Genomic DNA, 17,969 nt, shown 5'->3' with positions numbered 1-17,969 from the left:
GTTCTCTGCTGCCCCCCTTCACCGTTCGGTTCTTCCCTTTTATTCGTTGACCATCGCCGGTTTTCCTGCCCAAAGCCAAACTGCGTCGAAAAAAGTCCGCCGATTCGGCGGACTGGCGTTTACAAGCGGTTGGTTACAACAGAGGCGACAACAGCCGGGAGACCGATTCAGCGATACGCACCCGGAACGGGCGCTGTTGAAACTGTTCGTAGTCGATCATGGAAGCGTGGCGAAAATCTTCCAAAAAGTCGCGGACGAGTTTATGAATGCTGTCGGTATAATACAAAAAGGCGTTCACTTCAAAGTTTAAATGGAAACTGCGCATATCCATGTTCGCCGTGCCGATCGAGGCGAGCTCGCCATCGACGACGATGACTTTGCTGTGCAAAAACCCTTTCTCATACTCGTAAATTTTCACCCCAGCCTCGAGCAGCTCGGGAAAATACGAGCGCGAAGCGTAAAAGACAATTTTTTTATCCGGACGCTTTGGCGCCAGCAGGCGAACATCGATGCCGCTTAACGCCGCCACTTTGAGCGCCGTCAAAATGTCTTCATCCGGCACAAAGTACGGCGAGGCAACCCAAATCGACCGTTTGGCCGACGTAATCATGGCAAAATACAGCTGTTTGATCACTTCCCACTTTTGGTCCGGACCGCCGGCAATGAGCTGCACCCCGCCTTGCCCTTCCTCGACGATGAGCGGCGGCGACAAATAGTCCGGCGTCAACAAGCGTTCTCCCGTCATGTAATACCAATCTTGCAAAAAAATGAGCTGGAGCGTCCGGACGGCTTCACCGCGGATCAATAAGTGCGTATCGCGCCAAAATCCGAAATATTTGTTTTTTCCTAAATACTCATCTCCGATGTTCAGCCCGCCGACAAAGCCGACGCCTCCATCGATGACAATGATCTTTCGGTGATTGCGGAAATTGATTTGGTTGCTTAAAAACGGGAGGCGCACTGGTGAAAACGGGATCATCTCGACTCCAGCCGCGCGCAGCTCCTCGATATAGGCGTTTGACAACTTCCAACTTCCAACGGCGTCGTACAAAAAACGGACGCGCACCCCTTGGCGCGCCTTTTCCATCAAGACGCGCTTCAACTGTTGGCCGATTTCATCATGACGGACGATATAATATTCTAAATGAATATGGTGTTCCGCTTTTTCCAGTTCAGCAAAAATAGAAGAAAATGTCTCCTCTCCGTTCGTCAACACCGCCGTCTGCGAAGCAAGTGAAACCGGATGCTGGCCGATGCGATAAGCAAGGCGCAAAAGCGGACGCTGATGGGGCGCCATCGGCAGCCGCTCGACGGCAATCGGCGACGGCTCTTGAAACTTGAGCAGCACCGCCTCATCAAAATCGGCTTTCTTTTTATAGCGCCGTTGTTGCCAATAGTTGCGTCCGAACAATAAATAAAACAAAAAGCCGACAATCGGAAAGCTCCCCAGCACCGCCAGCCAAGCGATCGTCTGCGCCGGCTTTCGATTCTCAAGAGAAATGACCAGCGCAATAAAGATGACGGAACAAGACATCAATACGCTGAAAAGACCAAGCAGCTTCCCTTCCCAAAACCCGTTCGTCAATGCCAGCAACGCGCCGACAATGACGACGAGAATCGCCACTCTCGATGTGTTTCGCAACAAAACCCCTCCACCCGGCTCTTCATGATGGCCGTTTTTCTTCCGCTAACGTAGAAAACGCCGATTTCTGGCGGCGAAATCGGCGGAATGGAAACATTATAAGGCTGGAAAATACGTTTTGATCGTTTCGAGTGCATTGTCGCCCATAATTTCAGTCCCGTATTCTTCAAGTCGATAAATCGTCAGCTGGGAATCGCTTCCGTATTCCAACAGAAGGCTGAGCATATTGTCCACTTCCTGCTCGGTGTAGCGCTCGTCAAACTCCACGAACAAGTAATAGCGGCCTTCAAATTGGAACAGGCGATTCGACAACCGAGAGAAGTCAGCGCGATGGGCCAAGGAAATGACATCCTCGATATCCTTGAACGAAAGGATGAATTGAAGGACATCTTGCTCTTCTCTCTCCTCGGCGTCCCCGTTTTGACCAAAGTGGAAATGGTGGCCGAACAGCGATTCCACCTTTTCACCAGCTGACAGCGAAAACTCGCGCCATTTCTCTTCTGGAAGCGGCAGCTCGAGCTTGCTTCCGTCTTTGGACAACTGCGCTTTCGTCACGACGACTTCAAGCCCTTTTTCGAGCGCCTGCACTTGGATCCAAAGCGGGCCATCGAGCGAAAAATCGCTTTCCCCGTGAACTTCATCCATCATTTCCCAAAATAATTCTTCGCTTCGTTCCCGATTGTACCAAATTTCCTCGCGGTCAAAGCCGCGCTCCTCTATATCAACATAGGAAATGTAGAACTTCACCGTATGTTCATTGATGCGTTCGATTTCCATTTCTCAACTCTCCCTTCTAAAACAGAGAAATAAAAAAGGAAGGGATTGTGCCCCTGAAACTATTTAAATCAAAACTTATGATCTTGTACTTTTATTTTATGATAAAAAGCGAAAGAAGGGAAATAAAAAAACGCATTTTTAAAAATTGGTTATGAAACCGGCCATGCCCTACTATAATGATGATGAACACGGACGGAATGAGGGACGCCTATGGTGGATGAATACATCGTTTCCATCTTGCTGATTATCGGCATTGATGTCATTCTTGGCGGGGACAATGCGGTTGTCATTGCGCTGGCAAGCCGCAACTTGCCGGAACAAAAGCGGAATGTGGCCATCATTGTCGGCACCGCGCTGGCGATCGCTGTTCGCATTGTCTTGACGGTGGCCGTCGTTTGGCTGTTGACGATTCCGTTCTTGCAGCTCGCTGGAGGCGTCGTCCTCTTTTGGATCGCCTTGAAACTGATCGGGCAAAAAGACGAAAAACCGACTATGATCAAAGCCGAACCGTCGCTTTGGAAAGCCATCCAGACGATCGTCGCCGCCGATGTCGCCATGGGTCTTGACAACGTCATCGCCATCGCTGGAGCGGCTCAAGGCCATATCGGACTTGTTGTGTTCGGTTTTCTCTGTTCCGTTCCTATCATCATTTTAGGCAGCAAAATCATCCTTTATGCCATGGAACGGTTCCCGATTCTCATTTATGCCGGCGGCGCCCTCTTGGCGTACACCGCTGGAAAGATGATCGCTGCCGAAGAGCGGTTGCGCCCGTTTTACCCCCCGAATGGGGAGGCGCTGTTTCCAATGGCGGCGGCCGTTCTTGCCGTTTTGCTCGGCTTGGCGGCCCACCGCCGGTCGCGCGCCGCATAAAGCAAATGATAAAAAACTTCTACATGGCAGACCATGTAGAAGTTTTTTTATTACCCGTTCACCAGCCGCTGCGCTTCACGAAGCTGATACGCCCGCACTTTGCGCGGCAGAAAGCGGCGGATTTCATCTTCGTTGTAGCCGACTTGAAGCCGCTTTTCATCAATGATGATCGGCCGGCGCAAAATGCCTGGGTTTTTTTGAATGAGTTCGTACAAATCTTGCAGCGGCAACGTTTCCAAGTTGATGTTCAGCTTTTGGAACACTTTTGAACGGGTGGAAATGATCTCATCCGTCCCCGTTTCCGTCATCCGCAAAATTTCTTTAATCTCCTCGACCGTGAGCGGTTCGGAGAAAATATTGCGCTCGACATAAGGAATATTGTGCTTCTCGAGCCACGCCTTCGCCTTCCGGCATGACGTGCAGCTCGGTGATGTGTATAGCTTGACCACTTCGATCACTCCTTTTGACAAGGTTTGACAAGGAATCCCTTGCTTCCCTCGTCCGTCAGACGACAGACGTGCACCGCTATGCCGGTTTGACGTCTGACAGCATAGCGACACGGCCTGAACGCCAGTCTGGCGATCAGCCGCTTTGCCAATCGTTTGCAAATTGAAATGACTTTAACATGATATATTATACAATACATCGGCCAAGAAAGATATAGTTTTTCGATGATAAATGCAATTTTCTTTCTTTCCTCTTCCAAAGTAAAGGCAAATCCTCTACAATCAAAGTAGAAAAGGAAAAGGGAGGAAGAACCGATGGCCGGCTATTTCATCGACTTTGCCATTGCTTCGGCATTGATCGTCGTCCTCACCGCATTGATGGGGAACATCAGCAACACGATCGGAGAGCGGATGTTCGGCCGAAACAAAAGTGGAAAGCATGTCGAGGCCTCTCGCCGCATCCAACAAGGATGGAAAGTCGTCGGGGGAAAAAAATAACGCGCCAAGACAGGCGCATAGGTGGGCGCCGCCTCTTTCACCGTTCGCATCATGCGGCGATGAAGGAGCGGCGCTCTTTTCTATTCTGCTAGGCATACATCGCCCGATACCGCTTATACTCTTCCTCCGAACAAAGCACAAAATGGCCAGGCGTAATTTCACGGAATTCAAGTTCCTCTCCATCTTTGTAGCCATGTTGCGCCGGGTCGTAAACGATCCGCTTGCGCGTCCGCTCCGTTTCCGGATCCGGAAGCGGAATGGCCGACAAGAGCGCCTTCGTGTATGGGTGGATCGGATTGCGGTACAGCTCTTCCGATTCAGCGAGCTCGACCATTTTCCCGAAATACATGACGCCGATCCGGTCGCTGATGTATTTGACCATCGACAAGTCATGGGCAATAAACAAGTACGTCAACCCTTTTTCACGCTGCAGGCGCTTCAATAAGTTCACGACTTGCGCCTGAATGGAAACGTCAAGCGCCGAAATCGGCTCATCGGCGATGATGAATTCCGGCTCGACGGCAAGCGCCCGGGCGATGCCGATCCGCTGGCGCTGACCGCCGGAAAACTCATGCGGGTAGCGGCTGGCATGCTCGCGGTTCAAGCCAACCGTCTCAAGCAATTCATACACGCGTTGCATCCGTTCTTCTTTCGTTTTCGCCAGCCCATGGATGTCGATGCCCTCAGCGATAATATCCGCGACCGTCATTCGCGGATTCAACGACGCATACGGATCTTGGAAAATCATCTGCATTTTCCGATTTAACTCTTTCAGCTCTTTTTTGGATTTTTTGCCGTGCACATTGACGCCGTTAAACAGCACTTCTCCTTCCGTCGCTTCGTACAGCCGGATGATCGTCCGCCCCGTTGTCGACTTGCCGCAGCCCGACTCGCCGACAAGGCCGAACGTTTCACCTTTATAAATGTCAAAGGTGACGCCGTCGACTGCTTTCACCACCTGACCGCGTCCAGCTGGGAAATACTGTTTCAAATTTTTGACCTCAAGCAGCTTTTGTCTAGCCACGCGGTTTTCCTCCTTTCCGGGCGACGATGTCAGCAAACCGTTTCATCCGTTCACGCACGATAGCCGGCGGTTCCACTTTCGGCGCCATTTCATGCAACAGCCATGTCGCCGCATAGTGCGTATCAGACACTTGGAACATCGGCGGCTCGAGCTCATAGTCAATTTTGAGCGCATACGGATTGCGCGGCGCAAACGCATCGCCTTTTGGCGGATTTAACAAATCCGGCGGCGAACCCGGAATCGAATACAGCTCCGTATCTTTATGATCAAGGCTCGGCATCGAGGCCAGCAATCCCCACGTGTACGGATGTTTCGGATTGTAAAAAATTTCATCCACCGTGCCGATCTCCACGATTTTCCCGGCATACATCACGGCCACTCGGTCGGCCATGTTGGCGACGACCCCTAAATCATGGGTGATGAAAATAATCGACATGCCGAGCTTTTTCTGAATGTCTTTCATCAACTCCAAAATTTGCGCCTGAATCGTCACATCAAGCGCTGTCGTCGGTTCATCGGCGATCAAAATTTTCGGATTGCACGCCAAGGCGATGGCGATGACAACACGCTGGCGCATCCCGCCGGAAAATTGGTGCGGGTATTGCTTCATGCGCAGCTCGGCGTTTTTAATGCCGACCAGCTGCAATAGTTCAATCGCCCGTTTGCGCGCTTCATCTTTCGACAGCTTTTGATGCTTTAAAATCGCTTCCATAATTTGTTTCCCAATCGTCATCGTCGGATTGAGCGACGTCATCGGATCTTGGAAAATCATTGAAATTTCCGCACCGCGGATCGATTGCATCTCTTTCTCCGACAGCTTGGTCAAGTCTTTGCCTTCAAATAAAATTTCCCCTTGCTTAATCCGGCTCGGCGGTGTCGGCAACAGGCGCATCAACGCTTTTGAAGTCACTGATTTCCCAGACCCTGACTCGCCGACGATCGCCAGCGTTTCTCCCTTATACAAGTCGAACGTGACGCCGCGAACCGCCTGCACTTCACCGGCGTGGATGTCAAAGGAAATATGCAAATCGTTCACCTGCAAAATTTTCTCCATCGGTTTCACCCCTTCCGTCGGTTATTTGCGCATTTTCGGGTCAAGCGCATCGCGGATTCCGTCTGCCACCAAGTTGAAGCTTAAAATGAGCAAGCTGATGACAACGGCCGGAATAATCATCAAATGCGGATATGTTTGGATCGATTTGTATCCATCATTGACAAGCGAGCCAAGCGACGCTTCCGGCGGACGGATGCCAAGGCCGATAAAGCTCAAAAACGCCTCAGTGAAGATGGCCGATGGAATCGTGAACATCGTCGTAATAATGATCGGGCCGATGACGTTCGGGATCAAATGTTTGAAAATGAGCCGTGATGTCGGCGCTCCGAGCGTCCTTGCCGCCAACACGTATTCCATGTTCTTTAATTTCAACACTTGTCCGCGCACGATCCGCGCCATCGTCGTCCAACCGGTAATGACCATCGCCAACGTGATGGAAATGATTCCAGGCTCAAAAATCAAAATGAACAAAATGACCATAATTAAATACGGAATGCCGTTTAAAATTTCGATGATCCGCTGCATCACATTGTCGACGCGGCCGCCATAGTAGCCGGAAATGCCGCCGTACGCAATCCCGATCAATAAGTCGATCAACGCCGCGAGCAAACCAATGTAAAGTGAGATGCGCGTGCCATACCACGTTCTCACCCACAAGTCGCGTCCTAAGTCATCCGTGCCAAACCAATAGTACTCTTTCACGCCGCGCTGTTTATATACATCAACGCCGTTCGCATCCCGGCCGTCAAACGGAAGCCAATGAACATGCTCGAGCACCGGGATTTTCGGCGGAAGTTTCGCATGCCGCAAGTTTTGATCTTTATACGTCCGGTCGCTCGCCATCGGGGCGATGATCGCCATGAGCGTCAAAATGATAATCATCACGAGCCCCACGATCGCTGCCTTGTTTTCCCGAAGGCGAAGCCAAGCATCCTGCCAAAACGTCAAGCTCGGACGATTGATTTTTTCCTGCTCACCGACGTTCGGCGGGGCGGGCTGAAACCATTCCGGTGAAAGTTGTTCGTATTGTTGTTTCGCCATCATTTTTTCCCTCCCGCTAACCGGATGCGTGGGTCGACAACCCCGTACAACACATCAACGATAAAGACGGCCAAAATCAACAAGGCGGAATAAAACAACGTCGTTCCCATAATAACCGGGTAATCGTTCAGTTCGATCGAACGGACAAACTGCTCTCCAAGACCAGGGACAGCAAACAGTTTCTCAATGACAAGCGTTCCCGTCATTAAATTGACGGTCATCGGTCCTAAAATGGTAATGACGGGGATAAGCGAGTTGCGGATGGCGTGCTTGATGATAACCCCCGCCTGGCTGATCCCTTTCGCCCGAGCCGTCAAAATGTAGTCAGAGCTTAACACTTCAAGCATTTCCGTGCGCATAAAGCGGGCGATGCTGGCGATGACCCCGACAGACAGCGCCAATGTCGGGAGAATCGTATATTTGAAGCCTTCCCAAAAGGCGACCGGAAGCCATTGCAGTTTCACAGCGATAAAATATTGCAAAAACCCCCCTAACACAAACGACGGGATCGAGGCGCCCAACACCGCAATGACCGTAGCTGTGTAATCTTCCCAATGATTATGTCGAATCGCCGCGACAATTCCGAGAATCAACCCAACGATCGTCCCAAAAACAATCGCCTGAAACCCGAGCTGGGCCGACGGGCCGATTCGATCGCTGATGAGCTCTGTCACTGGGCGGTTGTCATATTGGAACGATACCCCCAAGTCTCCTTTCAACAAATTCCCTAAATATTGAATGTATTGAACAGGCACGGGCTTATCCAATCCGTACTCTTTTAAAATAAGCGCCTTCTGTTCCGGCGTTAATTTCTCTTGGTTTTGCAGCGGCGAACCAGGCAACAGCTTCATTAAAAAGAACGTCAACGTCGCAATGATAAATAACGTGATAATCATATAAACGAACCGCTGAAGCGTATACCGCGCCATGACCGCACCTCCTCTGCTTTTCTATAATCTTCGTTGTTTTTCGACATTTTTCGCCTTGGCAGGCAAAAGGAGAGTATATGCCTAGGCATATACTCTCCTCCGCATTTTCAAGAGAACAACGGATTACTCGACATACGCCCATTTCAAGCTGTAGTCGGCGCCGAATGTATGCGTGACGAAGTCTTTGACATACTCGCGTTGCAAATAGGCAGCGCCGCGTTGGTACAGCGGAGCGATCGGCATTCCTTCAAAGACGATTTTTTCTGCTTTCAGCATCGCATCCCAACGAGCTTGCTGATCGTTGGCAAGCGTCGTTTGCGCGTCTTTGATCAGCTTGTCGTACTCAGGATTCGACCAGCCTGTTTCGTTGTGCGGGCTTGTCGACGTCCAAAGCTGCAGGAACGTCATTGGGTCTTGATAGTCCGGACCCCAGCCGGAGAACGACAAATCATATTGCATGTTGCTTTCGAGCTTCAGTTTTTGTGCAAACGGTTGTTGCTTAATGTTGATCGTCAAGCCCGGCAAGTTTTGTTCAAGCTGCGCTTTCACATACTCGCCGATTTTCTTCGCGTTGTCGGTGTCATAGTTCAGCAGTTCAAGCGTAAATTTGTCTTTGCCCAGCTCTTTTTTCGCTTGCTCCCACAATTTTTTCGCTTCATCCGGATTGTAATTGACCAAATCGCCATTCACATCGCGGAAGTCTTTGCCATCCGGACCGGTGACGAAGTCTTTCGGAACGGTGAACTTCGCCGGAATCGAACCGTTGTTCAAGAGCGTATCGACCATCGCTTGCGTGTCGATGGCCATCGCAATCGCTTTGCGGGCGTTGACGTTGTTCAACGGTTCTTTTTTCGTGTTCATGCGCAGCCAATAGAGCGACGGATCCAATTTCGTATGGAAGTTTTTGTCGTTTTTGTACTTATCCACGAACTCCGCCGTCAAGCCGACGCGGTCCGCTTGTTTTGTTTCATACAAGTTGACGGCCGTTGCCGTGTCTTTCACAACTTTCACATTGACTTTTTCCAGCTTGACGTTGTCTTTGTCCCAGTAGTTTGGGTTTTTCGTATATACCCAACCTTGTTCGTGCTTCCACTCGCTCAACACGAACGGGCCGTTGTACAGCGTCGTGTTGGCTTCAAGTCCGTATTTTTCGCCTTGAGCTTTCACAAATTTTTCGTTTTGCGGCATAAACGTGCCAAACGCTGTCAAGCCGACGAAATACGGAACTGGGTTTTTCAGCTCGACTTTAAGGGTGTAGTCATCAAGGGCTTTGACGCCGACTTGGTCAAGCGGCACCTTGCCTGTGTTGGCTTCTTCCGCGTTTTTAATGTCGTACATGATGTACGCATATTCCGATTTCGTCTTCGGATCAAGCACGCGCTTCCAAGCGAATTCGAAATCGTGCGCCGTCACCGGATCGCCGTTGGACCATTTCGCATCTTTGCGAAGCTTGAATGTATACGTTTTGCCGTCTTGGCTCACTTCATAGCTTTCCGCGATCCCTGGCACCGGCTTGTTGTCTTTGCCTAAACGGTACAGACCTTCCATGACGTTGTTCAAAACAATGAACGACACCGCATCAGTGGCAAGCGCCGAATCAAGCGACGGGATCTCTTGGCTTTCAAGCAAGTTCAGCACCTGCTCCTTCTTCTCCGCCGGCTTTTCGCCGCCCTGGCCGCCTTGGGCATTGTTGCTGTCCTTGCCGCCCCCGCCGCACGCCGCTAAAAACGTCGACAGCGCGAGAAGCAGCACGAGGAAGAAAGAGAATCGCTTCTTCACTAAAAACCCCCCTTAAAATTTATGTAGCGTATTACAAATCTTCTGAACCATTTGATTTCAGAAGATTGTACTTACATCGCTTATTATATCCTGTGTTAGTATATTTGAAAAGGATTTTTTTATTTTCTTAAATAAAAAAATTTCAAACTACTTATAAGTGGGATGAGGATCAGCTTGCATTTCCATCCGTGTTGTGCTGACTTTTGTCACCATTGCAAATAAAAAATTTCTGCCTACAAAAAAGAAAGCGCTTACAATATAATTTTTTTGCCCTTTCTCTCAGCTGCGAAGCAAATCTCTCCTGAACTTCCAGGTTTCTTCTATATTTTTCAATATAATTTTGTTAATAATTTTGACAATCTTCCCGCCCACATGATTTATGATAAAATAAGCAGTGAGAAGGGAAAGGCGGGAACAGACGATATGAAACAAACGGCTGTGCGGACTGGATGGCTCGTCGCCGCGATGCTGGCGGCAAGCGCACTCATCGTAATAGGGCAAGGAGCATGGAGTACGGTGGCCTTTATTAACGTTTCGTTTTTGCTCTCCCTTTTGCCTCTGTCGCTTGGCGGGCTTTTGTTTGTTTATGAACGCGGGTTTTTCAGCGGATTCGCATACGGGTTTCGCCGATTGCGCAGGAATCGAACGAAGGTGGAGCGGTATCTTGAGGAAGCGGCAGCAGAACATGAATCGGATGAGCTGCTCGGTCCGCGGCGTTTCGCCATCACGTATCCGCTTCTCTTTTCTGGTCTGCTTCTGTTTCTGGCGATGATTGCCGCCGGATATGCCGTGCAATAAGGTTGCAACAGCTGAATGTTTTCCGTATAATATAAGGCAAATCTAGGATCAACCGAGCGATGAGAAAGAAGAGTACATATTGGCGATGCCTTCAGAGAGCTTGTGGACGGTGCGAACAAGCGGCTAGCCATATGGAATGGGCTTTCGAGCTTCCCGCCGAACCGGCGACGCAGTAGGCGAGGACGTTTCCCCGCGTTACAGGGGGCCATGCGCTAAGCATGGGCTGAGCGATTGCGCTTGTCGGCGCAATAAGTAGGGTGGCACCGCGGTCCTACCGTCCCTATCAGAGGGCTGGCAGGGCCTTTTTTATTTTTTGCTTGAGGGAGTGAAGATCGATGAAAACCATTTTTTCCGGCATTCAGCCAAGCGGCGTCATCACCCTTGGCAACTACATCGGGGCGCTGCGGCAGTTTGTCGAGCTGCAGCATGAATACAACTGCTATTTTTGCATCGTTGACCAACACGCCATTACCGTTTGGCAAGACCCACACGAACTGCGGCAAAACATCCGCCGCCTCGCCGCTTTGTATTTAGCAGCCGGCATCGACCCGACGCAAGCGACGTTGTTCATCCAGTCAGAAGTGCCGGCGCACGCTCAAGCCGCTTGGATGCTGCAGTGCATCGTTTATATCGGCGAACTTGAGCGGATGACGCAATTTAAAGAAAAATCGGCCGGCAAAGAGGCGGTCAGCGCCGGACTGCTCACGTACCCGCCGCTGATGGCCGCTGACATTTTGCTTTATAACACCGACATCGTCCCGGTCGGCGATGATCAAAAGCAGCATATCGAATTGACGCGGGATCTGGCCGAGCGCTTCAACAAACGGTATGGCGAGCTGTTCACGATCCCTGAGGCGCGCATTCCGAAAGTCGGCGCCCGCATCATGTCGCTTGTCGACCCGACGAAAAAAATGAGCAAATCCGACCCCAACCCGAAAGCGTACATCACACTGCTTGACGATGCGAAAACGATCGAGAAGAAGATCAAAAGCGCGGTCACCGACTCGGAAGGAACGATTCGCTACGACAAAGAAGCGAAGCCAGGCATTTCGAACTTGCTCAATATTTATTCGACGCTATCCGGTCAATCGATCGAGGAGTTGGAGCGGCAATACGAAGGAAAAGGATACGGCGTCTTCAAAGCAGACCTCGCTCAAGTCGTCATCGAAACGCTTCGACCGATTCAAGAGCGGTATCACCATTGGATGGAAAGCGAGGAGCTTGATCGCGTGTTGGATGAAGGGGCGGAAAAAGCAAATCGGGTTGCATCGGAAATGGTGCGCAAAATGGAGCAAGCCATGGGGCTCGGGCGGCGGCGGTAAATAGCCGCATCCAGCGAAGCCATACAAAAACGGGCAGGCGCCTATCGCCTTGGCCCGTTTTTTAATTGACTTTTGGTTCTTGCTCCATTTCCCACAGTTTTTCGAAAAATGGCTGCCCTTTGATCAAGTTTTCGCACAGCTGCTCATGCCGTTCGGACCACCCGTATTTCGTCTCGTTATACAATTGTTCCCACGCTTCATCAAAAGACATTTTTTGAATAGCGGCGTATTTTTCCGGCGCCCATTCCGTATACCAATAGCGCATCTGGGCAGCATTTTTTGTCGAATAAAGCTGGTCAAGCGCCATAAACAACAGCTGTTTCAACTGCCGCTCTTTGCGCGTGAGTCCGCACATCAGTTCCGGAGCCGGCGATAAAATGTGGTATTCTTTTTCATACCTCGGCAGCGGATAGTCCCGTTCCTCCGCTTCGGCCGCCATTTCGTAGACGAGTTGTTCCTGACGCGGAATGAGACGGCTTTTGCGAATCGGGATTTGATAACCGATTGTATCGACAGCCAAAACGCCGGCGCCGTCCGTGACAACGAAACAATAGTCCAGCTGAATGCGTTCATGGTTTTTGCGGACATACGCCTTCTGATGTACATCGTCTAGCAGCGGTTTTGGAAGATCGGACAAGCTGTTTTCAATGTAATGAAACAGGGCCGGGGATACTTTTAACAGCGGCACTTGGTCGAGCAGCTCGATTTGATCGTCCTTGCGCCATTCATGGAAATGGCAGACGTTGTATCCGTTCTCTTCTCCTTCAAACCAGTTGACCCAAATGTCGTGCAGATAAAGCATGCGAGACCCCTCACTTCCAGACGTGTTTGTCCATCAGTATAGGCAGAGGGGGAGAATTTTATTCCATTTCGTCCTCTTTTCCCCTCTAGGGGCTGCGGCTTGGAAACGTCAAGCTCCCCCACATCAAAAGAAGGCCAATAGGGAATAAATAACATTCCACCCTTGTCGAAATATAAGATAAGTATTCGCTAAAACCGCGCTCTGGAGTGATGATGTTCAAATAGGCGATCACCATCATGCCGCCGACGACTGAAAAACCGAAACCGACCAAATAAAAAAACAGGCGGACCACCGGGCTTTCCCTTCCTTCTTGTCCACGTCCTTGTTCTACATATATGTCGGCGCCCTGGACAACATGCCTGTTTGCGCCCGATGCCCCTAAGATTCTTGTGATAACCGGACAGCGGCGGTCGCCATGCGGTTTCGAGCTAAGACGCTCCTTGCTGTTTGCCTGAAAAGCCCGCCAACTCCGCGATGTCTTTCGCTTCCATCTTCATCAATTGGGCGAGCGAATAGCCTCTTTCTAGGCAACGACGGATGATGGCATACCCAACGGCATAGCCCCCCATTTTCGGATGCCATCCAAGCCCGTACAAAATGCGGGAAGTATGCGGATGCGAAACGGGCAAATGTTGGTTCGGGACAATATAACGCCGCCAAAACCGTTCCATCTCCCGATCGGTGTAATACTTCGTCCATCCCGCACACTGCTTGACGCCGACTGTCTCGGCGACGGCATGCTCCGCCAATCCTTCCATAACGACTGCATCCAGCAACGTCGCATCTTCGCCTTCGTTCGGCAACTGCTTGAGACGGCATACATGGTTGTATTCATGCGCCACCAACGCGGCGATCTCCTCGTCGCCATGATCCGGCAGCAAGAAGAAAAACAATTTATCAGCAAACGCCACCCCGCCTTTTCCTTGGAATTCGCGCACAAGCTTCCGGTTTTCGTCATCGGCCGGCAGCAAAAATACCGGAACGTCCGGTCCCTTCCATATCCCCCGTTGCCGTTCATACAAACGGCCAAGACGTTCCCAAAGACGGCGCTCTTTCATCTCCGGCAAAAGCCGCTCGGCCTGCCGAGTGCTTCGGTACATGCCATACAGCCGTAAATAGCTGTAAATCTCACGCGCCGGCATCTTGCCAAAAAGCGGCGCCAACCGTGCGCACAACCGGAGCGGATCGCCTTCATCCTCTTCAAGCCATCGATCGGTCGGAAGCAATCCCATCGCTTTTCCCTCCTTTTCTCTTACGTTATGTCGGCAGGGAAAAGACGGTGAAACAAAACAAAAAAGAGAGCCTGACGCTGAACCGAACCCGCCGTTAGTCACGCGTTTTCAGCTCTGCTCAACCAAGGCTCTCCTTTTCATCCATTACACATATTTTTTAAAAATCAATGTCGCATTATGGCCGCCAAATCCAAATGAGTTGCTTAAGACCACACGCACGTCTTGCTTGCGCGCTTCATTCGGCACATAGTCGAGGTCGCATTCCGGATCCGGTGTTTCGTAGTTGATCGTCGGCGGAATGATGCCGTCGCGGATCGCCAGCACGGAGAAAATCGCTTCCACCGCGCCGGTCGCCCCGAGCAAATGCCCAGTCATCGACTTCGTCGAGCTGACGGCGAGCTTATAGGCATGATCGCCGAATACTTCTTTGATCGCCGCCGTCTCATACTTATCATTGTAATCGGTGCTCGTGCCGTGGGCGTTGATGTAATCGATCTCCTCCGGCTTCAGGCCAGCGTCATGAAGCGCTTGGCGCATCGCCCGCACGCCGCCTTCGCCGCCCGGCGCCGGTGCGGTGATATGATACGCATCGGCGGTCGCACCGTAACCGACAATTTCGGCGTAAATCTTCGCGCCGCGGCGCAACGCGTGCTCCAATTCCTCAAGAACAACGATGCCTGCTCCCTCACCCATGACGAAACCGTCGCGGTTTTTGTCAAATGGGCGGCTCGCCGTTTTTGGATCTGGATTGGTTGAAAGAGCCGTACTGGCGCAAAAACCGGCGAACGACATTTTCGTAATCGGCGCTTCCGTCCCGCCGGTGATCATGACATCGGCGTCGCCGCGCTGAATGACTTTAAACGCATCACCGATCGAGTTCGCCCCGGTCGCGCAAGCGGTCACCGTGCACGAATTGATCCCTTTCGCTCCGAGGATGATCGATACTTGCCCAGCGGCCATATCCGGGATCATCATTGGCACGAAAAACGGGCTCACTCGGCGATAACCGCGCTGCTGGAAAATCTCAAACTGCTGTTCAAACGTCTCCATGCCGCCGATGCCAGAACCAATCCAAACACCGACCCGTTCAGCGTTGCTTTCATTAATGTCGAGATTGGCATCTTTGACCGCCATGAGCGCCGCAGCGACGGCGAATTGGGTAAATCGGTCCATCTTCCGCGCCTCGCGGCGGTCGATAAACAGCGACGGATCGAAGTCTTTCACTTCCGCCGCCACTTTCGCCGGAAAGTCGTCCGGATTGACGCGAGTGACAATGTCGATGCCGGACTGGCCGGCGATAATGTTTTTCCACGTCGTTTCTGCGTCATTCCCAAGCGGGGTGACGGCGCCTATGCCTGTCACGACGACTCGTCTTTTTTCCATCGTTTCCGTCTCTCCTTTTATTTCGATAATATACGTGCCGTTAACGGCCCCAGCGCAAAGCGATCGCGCCCCACGTCAGCCCGCCGCCGAATCCGACCATAATGATGAGATCATCGTCATGGATTTTGCCCGCTTCCAACTCTTCTACAAGCGAAATCGGAATGGATGCGGCCGACGTGTTGCCATATCGACGGATGGTTGTCGATATTTTCTCTTCTGGCAGCTCGAGCCGCTGTCTGGCCGCTTCGACGATGCGAATGTTCGCTTGATGCGGAATGAGAAAGTCGACATCGTCTTTCGTGAGCCCGGCTTTTTCAAGCACACGCACGCTTAATTCTCCCATTTGCCGGACGGCGAACTTGAATACTTCACGGCCGTTCATGACGATATATTCGTCTTTGTATAAATGTTTTCCTCCTGTTCCGTCAGCTCCCAACTCGAAAGATAAAATCCCGCGCCCGGGCGACACCGGACCCATGACGACCGCTCCGGCGCCGTCGCCGAACAGCACCGCCGTGTTGCGGTCGGTCCAATCGGTGATTTTCGATAGTTTGTCTGCCCCCACTACTAATATATACTTGTAGGCGCCTGTGTCAATAAATTGGGCGGCCGTGACCATCCCGTACATAAACCCCGCACAGGCAGCGCTGATATCAAGCGCAGCGGCGTTGACGGCGCCAAGCCGCTCTTGCAGCATGCAAGCGACCGACGGAAACGGACGGTCCGGAGTGACGGTGGCAACTAAAATGAGATCAATATCCTTCGCCTCCATGCCAGCGTCTTGAAGCGCCCTTTCTGCGGCAAAATACGCCATATGGGACGTATCGATGTCATCCGGAGCGATGCGGCGCTCCTCGATCCCGGTGCGCGTCCGGATCCATTCATCCGATGTATCCATCATTTTTTCCAAATCAAAGTTGGTCAACACTTTTTCCGGCACATAGCGGCCGACCCCGATAATTCCTGCTCCCATATCATTCATCTCCTCTTTCTTTCCCAAAATGGCAAAAAAACGCTCACGCTGACAACCAAACTTGAATGTACAATCAGTCTACATCACCAATTATTATTACTTGGTACTAATTTTAGCCGAAAGAGCGTGGATGCGCAATAGAAAACGAAAGTTGAACCAGCGCTTTCCGTACCCCTAAGGCATTTGTCCAAACCGCTTTTTCCCTTCTGCCATACAATACAAATACGAGCAACCATCGCATGAAAGGGAGGATCGCCCATGGCCAACGGCGAAGCACAAGAACAACATCGCGAACGGCAAGACCGTTTTTCCCGCCTAATGTTCGGATCTTTTCCTTCTCGCGCAACCGGCGAGCGCGAAGATCAAGGGAGCGGGGCAGAACCGCCTTTACTGCCGAACATCGATTTCATGAAGCTGTTTGAAAACGTCAATACGCTAGCCGACTCATTGCAACAATTAAAACCGCTCGTGAAAAAGATCACCTCGCTCGTCGACTTATTGAAAAAATAGCAGACGCACCGGTCGATGCGTCTGCCCTTGTCGTTTACGGGAGTTCATTGTATTGGCAGAAAAATTGCCCGATTTGTCGAGCCAGTTGGCGCCGTTTCTCCGGCAGCTCGTAAACGACGCGCACCCGGTTGTTTGTCGTTTTCATCCATTGTTCATATTTACGGCTATGCAAGGCGGATGGATACGGGCTCACTCCGGCCAGCTGCCAAATCGTCACCGGAACGTCATGAGGACTGAGAAAGAGGGACGGAACAGCCTCGGGCACCTCCTCTTCTTTCAAGCCATAGGCAGTCGCGATTTCCCTCACCATCCGCCGGTACACGAATGGATGTTCCTGTTCATAGTCAAGCTGGGCGCGAACATCAAGGCAAGGGTTGATCATGGCGACGGCGCGGATTTGACTTGGCATGGCGCCAAGCAGTTGCAAGGCAACGAGCGCGCCCATTCCTTCGGCAACGATATAGATGCGCTGGTTCACAATTTCGCTTTTCAACACCGAGTAAATGAGTTGGCGCGCCAGCCGGACCGCTTTCGGACTTCCCCAATGCCGGCCGTACAAATGGGACGAAAAGACCGTATACCCACGTTCCAACCAATCTTCCAGCCATTGGCGCCGCCCCGGATGCTCGAGCCAAAAACTCGTCTGTTCGTTCACAAAATGGTCGCCGTCGCCCATTAAAAAAAGGGCAAACCCATTTGGGCGCTCCGGCACGTGAACGATGCACCATTGCTCATCGAGTTGAAAAAACCGCCGTTGTCCTGCCATCGTTTCCATTCACCCTTGTTTGGCAATGCATAATGGTACAGTATACGATATGCGCGGCCAAAAAAAACGTCCGGGTATATGCCTACGTGACAAATTGTGATAAGATAAGAAAAGGAATGACGA

19 protein-coding genes and 1 other annotated feature are annotated in these 17,969 nt (G+C 51.4%); of the genes, 5 read left to right on the top strand and 14 right to left on the bottom strand.

Annotated features, from left to right (window positions below; genetic code table 11):
* Nucleotides 1-133 precede the first annotated feature (133 nt).
* Nucleotides 134-1,642: a cardiolipin synthase gene (gene cls / locus ABS784_RS07140; protein ID WP_011230321.1), complete on the bottom strand. Its 1,509-nt coding sequence runs from the start codon at nucleotides 1,640-1,642 to the stop codon at nucleotides 134-136.
* A 96-nt stretch (nucleotides 1,643-1,738) separates the two neighbouring features.
* On the bottom strand, nucleotides 1,739-2,419 hold the full coding sequence (gene mecA, locus ABS784_RS07135; protein WP_011230320.1) for an adaptor protein MecA: 681 nt from the start codon (nucleotides 2,417-2,419) through the stop codon (nucleotides 1,739-1,741).
* Between the two features lie 210 nt (nucleotides 2,420-2,629).
* On the opposite strand from mecA, the gene ABS784_RS07130 reads away from it, so the two are divergent.
* Nucleotides 2,630-3,289, top strand: coding sequence for a TerC family protein (locus ABS784_RS07130; protein ID WP_014195176.1), 660 nt, complete (start codon nucleotides 2,630-2,632; stop codon nucleotides 3,287-3,289).
* 50 nt (nucleotides 3,290-3,339) lie between these two features.
* On the opposite strand, the gene spxA is transcribed toward ABS784_RS07130, so the two are convergent.
* The gene (gene spxA, locus ABS784_RS07125; RefSeq protein ID WP_014195175.1) at nucleotides 3,340-3,738 is read right to left on the bottom strand and encodes a transcriptional regulator SpxA; all 399 of its coding nucleotides are present in this window, start codon (nucleotides 3,736-3,738) and stop codon (nucleotides 3,340-3,342) included.
* 312 nt (nucleotides 3,739-4,050) lie between these two features.
* Here spxA and ABS784_RS07120 point away from each other — a divergent pair, with 312 nt between their 5' ends.
* Entirely contained in the window at nucleotides 4,051-4,233 is a 183-nt protein-coding gene (locus ABS784_RS07120) for a hypothetical protein (protein WP_011230317.1), read from the top strand.
* 88 nt (nucleotides 4,234-4,321) lie between these two features.
* Here ABS784_RS07120 and ABS784_RS07115 read toward each other — a convergent pair whose 3' ends face one another.
* From ABS784_RS07115 to ABS784_RS07095, 5 genes are all read right to left on the bottom strand, one after another.
* Complete coding sequence (locus ABS784_RS07115; protein WP_020278701.1) at nucleotides 4,322-5,257, bottom strand: ABC transporter ATP-binding protein; 936 nt, start codon at nucleotides 5,255-5,257, stop codon at nucleotides 4,322-4,324.
* The gene (locus ABS784_RS07110; protein ID WP_014195173.1) at nucleotides 5,250-6,311 is read right to left on the bottom strand and encodes an ABC transporter ATP-binding protein; all 1,062 of its coding nucleotides are present in this window, start codon (nucleotides 6,309-6,311) and stop codon (nucleotides 5,250-5,252) included. The genes ABS784_RS07115 and ABS784_RS07110 overlap by 8 nt, the downstream gene beginning before the upstream one ends.
* A 21-nt stretch (nucleotides 6,312-6,332) precedes the next feature.
* Nucleotides 6,333-7,355: an oligopeptide ABC transporter permease gene (gene opp3C, locus ABS784_RS07105; protein ID WP_013146073.1), complete on the bottom strand. Its 1,023-nt coding sequence runs from the start codon at nucleotides 7,353-7,355 to the stop codon at nucleotides 6,333-6,335.
* Entirely contained in the window at nucleotides 7,352-8,281 is a 930-nt protein-coding gene (gene opp3b / locus ABS784_RS07100) for an oligopeptide ABC transporter permease (RefSeq protein WP_011230313.1), read from the bottom strand. The genes opp3C and opp3b overlap by 4 nt, the downstream gene beginning before the upstream one ends.
* A gap of 123 nt (nucleotides 8,282-8,404) precedes the next feature.
* Entirely contained in the window at nucleotides 8,405-10,060 is a 1,656-nt protein-coding gene (locus tag ABS784_RS07095; RefSeq protein ID WP_318538667.1) for a peptide ABC transporter substrate-binding protein, read from the bottom strand.
* A 423-nt stretch (nucleotides 10,061-10,483) separates the two neighbouring features.
* Here ABS784_RS07095 and ABS784_RS07090 point away from each other — a divergent pair, with 423 nt between their 5' ends.
* Nucleotides 10,484-10,858: a DUF3899 domain-containing protein gene (locus ABS784_RS07090; protein ID WP_011230311.1), complete on the top strand. Its 375-nt coding sequence runs from the start codon at nucleotides 10,484-10,486 to the stop codon at nucleotides 10,856-10,858.
* Nucleotides 10,859-10,908: 50 nt separating this feature from the next.
* Nucleotides 10,909-11,143, top strand: a binding site (T-box leader).
* Nucleotides 11,144-11,193: 50 nt separating this feature from the next.
* Nucleotides 11,194-12,180 carry a tryptophan--tRNA ligase gene (gene trpS / locus ABS784_RS07085; protein ID WP_352511923.1) on the top strand — a complete coding sequence of 329 codons (987 nt, stop codon included), beginning with the start codon at nucleotides 11,194-11,196 and terminating at the stop codon, nucleotides 12,178-12,180.
* A gap of 61 nt (nucleotides 12,181-12,241) precedes the next feature.
* On the opposite strand, the gene ABS784_RS07080 is transcribed toward trpS, so the two are convergent.
* From ABS784_RS07080 to ABS784_RS07060, 5 genes are all read right to left on the bottom strand, one after another.
* Nucleotides 12,242-12,982: a YjbA family protein gene (locus ABS784_RS07080; RefSeq protein ID WP_014195169.1), complete on the bottom strand. Its 741-nt coding sequence runs from the start codon at nucleotides 12,980-12,982 to the stop codon at nucleotides 12,242-12,244.
* An 85-nt stretch (nucleotides 12,983-13,067) separates the two neighbouring features.
* Nucleotides 13,068-13,274, bottom strand: coding sequence for a YuzI family membrane protein (locus tag ABS784_RS07075; protein WP_011230308.1), 207 nt, complete (start codon nucleotides 13,272-13,274; stop codon nucleotides 13,068-13,070).
* Between the two features lie 136 nt (nucleotides 13,275-13,410).
* Nucleotides 13,411-14,214: a DUF2268 domain-containing putative Zn-dependent protease gene (locus ABS784_RS07070; RefSeq protein ID WP_011230307.1), complete on the bottom strand. Its 804-nt coding sequence runs from the start codon at nucleotides 14,212-14,214 to the stop codon at nucleotides 13,411-13,413.
* A gap of 144 nt (nucleotides 14,215-14,358) precedes the next feature.
* On the bottom strand, nucleotides 14,359-15,597 hold the full coding sequence (fabF, locus tag ABS784_RS07065) for a beta-ketoacyl-ACP synthase II (RefSeq protein WP_033024892.1): 1,239 nt from the start codon (nucleotides 15,595-15,597) through the stop codon (nucleotides 14,359-14,361).
* A gap of 40 nt (nucleotides 15,598-15,637) precedes the next feature.
* On the bottom strand, nucleotides 15,638-16,570 hold the full coding sequence (locus ABS784_RS07060) for a beta-ketoacyl-ACP synthase III (protein ID WP_033024890.1): 933 nt from the start codon (nucleotides 16,568-16,570) through the stop codon (nucleotides 15,638-15,640).
* Nucleotides 16,571-16,828: 258 nt separating this feature from the next.
* On the opposite strand from ABS784_RS07060, the gene ABS784_RS07055 reads away from it, so the two are divergent.
* Nucleotides 16,829-17,080 carry a hypothetical protein gene (locus tag ABS784_RS07055; protein WP_014195166.1) on the top strand — a complete coding sequence of 84 codons (252 nt, stop codon included), beginning with the start codon at nucleotides 16,829-16,831 and terminating at the stop codon, nucleotides 17,078-17,080.
* A 34-nt stretch (nucleotides 17,081-17,114) separates the two neighbouring features.
* Here the strand turns inward: ABS784_RS07055 and ABS784_RS07050 are convergent, their stop codons facing one another.
* On the bottom strand, nucleotides 17,115-17,855 hold the full coding sequence (locus ABS784_RS07050) for an alpha/beta fold hydrolase (RefSeq protein WP_014195165.1): 741 nt from the start codon (nucleotides 17,853-17,855) through the stop codon (nucleotides 17,115-17,117).
* Nucleotides 17,856-17,969 lie beyond the last annotated feature (114 nt).

Source organism: Geobacillus sp. G4 (genome assembly GCF_040327975.1).
GTDB lineage: Bacteria > Bacillota > Bacilli > Bacillales > Anoxybacillaceae > Geobacillus > Geobacillus thermoleovorans.
This window is presented reverse-complemented; position numbering and strand designations above follow the sequence as displayed.

Bases quoted from the DNA above. Each gene is read 5' to 3' on its own strand.
- mecA (WP_011230320.1), bottom strand. From the start codon at position 2,419: ATGGAAATCGAACGCATCAATGAACATACGGTGAAGTTCTACATTTCC.
- ABS784_RS07130 (WP_014195176.1), top strand. From the start codon at position 2,630: ATGGTGGATGAATACATCGTTTCCATCTTGCTGATTATCGGCATTGAT.
- ABS784_RS07120 (WP_011230317.1), top strand. From the start codon at position 4,051: ATGGCCGGCTATTTCATCGACTTTGCCATTGCTTCGGCATTGATCGTC.
- ABS784_RS07110 (WP_014195173.1), bottom strand. From the start codon at position 6,311: ATGGAGAAAATTTTGCAGGTGAACGATTTGCATATTTCCTTTGACATC.
- opp3C (WP_013146073.1), bottom strand. From the start codon at position 7,355: ATGATGGCGAAACAACAATACGAACAACTTTCACCGGAATGGTTTCAG.
- opp3b (WP_011230313.1), bottom strand. From the start codon at position 8,281: ATGGCGCGGTATACGCTTCAGCGGTTCGTTTATATGATTATCACGTTA.
- ABS784_RS07090 (WP_011230311.1), top strand. From the start codon at position 10,484: ATGAAACAAACGGCTGTGCGGACTGGATGGCTCGTCGCCGCGATGCTG.
- trpS (WP_352511923.1), top strand. From the start codon at position 11,194: ATGAAAACCATTTTTTCCGGCATTCAGCCAAGCGGCGTCATCACCCTT.
- ABS784_RS07080 (WP_014195169.1), bottom strand. From the start codon at position 12,982: ATGCTTTATCTGCACGACATTTGGGTCAACTGGTTTGAAGGAGAAGAG.
- ABS784_RS07070 (WP_011230307.1), bottom strand. From the start codon at position 14,214: ATGGGATTGCTTCCGACCGATCGATGGCTTGAAGAGGATGAAGGCGAT.
- fabF (WP_033024892.1), bottom strand. From the start codon at position 15,597: ATGGAAAAAAGACGAGTCGTCGTGACAGGCATAGGCGCCGTCACCCCG.
- ABS784_RS07060 (WP_033024890.1), bottom strand. From the start codon at position 16,570: ATGGGAGCAGGAATTATCGGGGTCGGCCGCTATGTGCCGGAAAAAGTG.
- ABS784_RS07055 (WP_014195166.1), top strand. From the start codon at position 16,829: ATGGCCAACGGCGAAGCACAAGAACAACATCGCGAACGGCAAGACCGT.
- ABS784_RS07050 (WP_014195165.1), bottom strand. From the start codon at position 17,855: ATGGAAACGATGGCAGGACAACGGCGGTTTTTTCAACTCGATGAGCAA.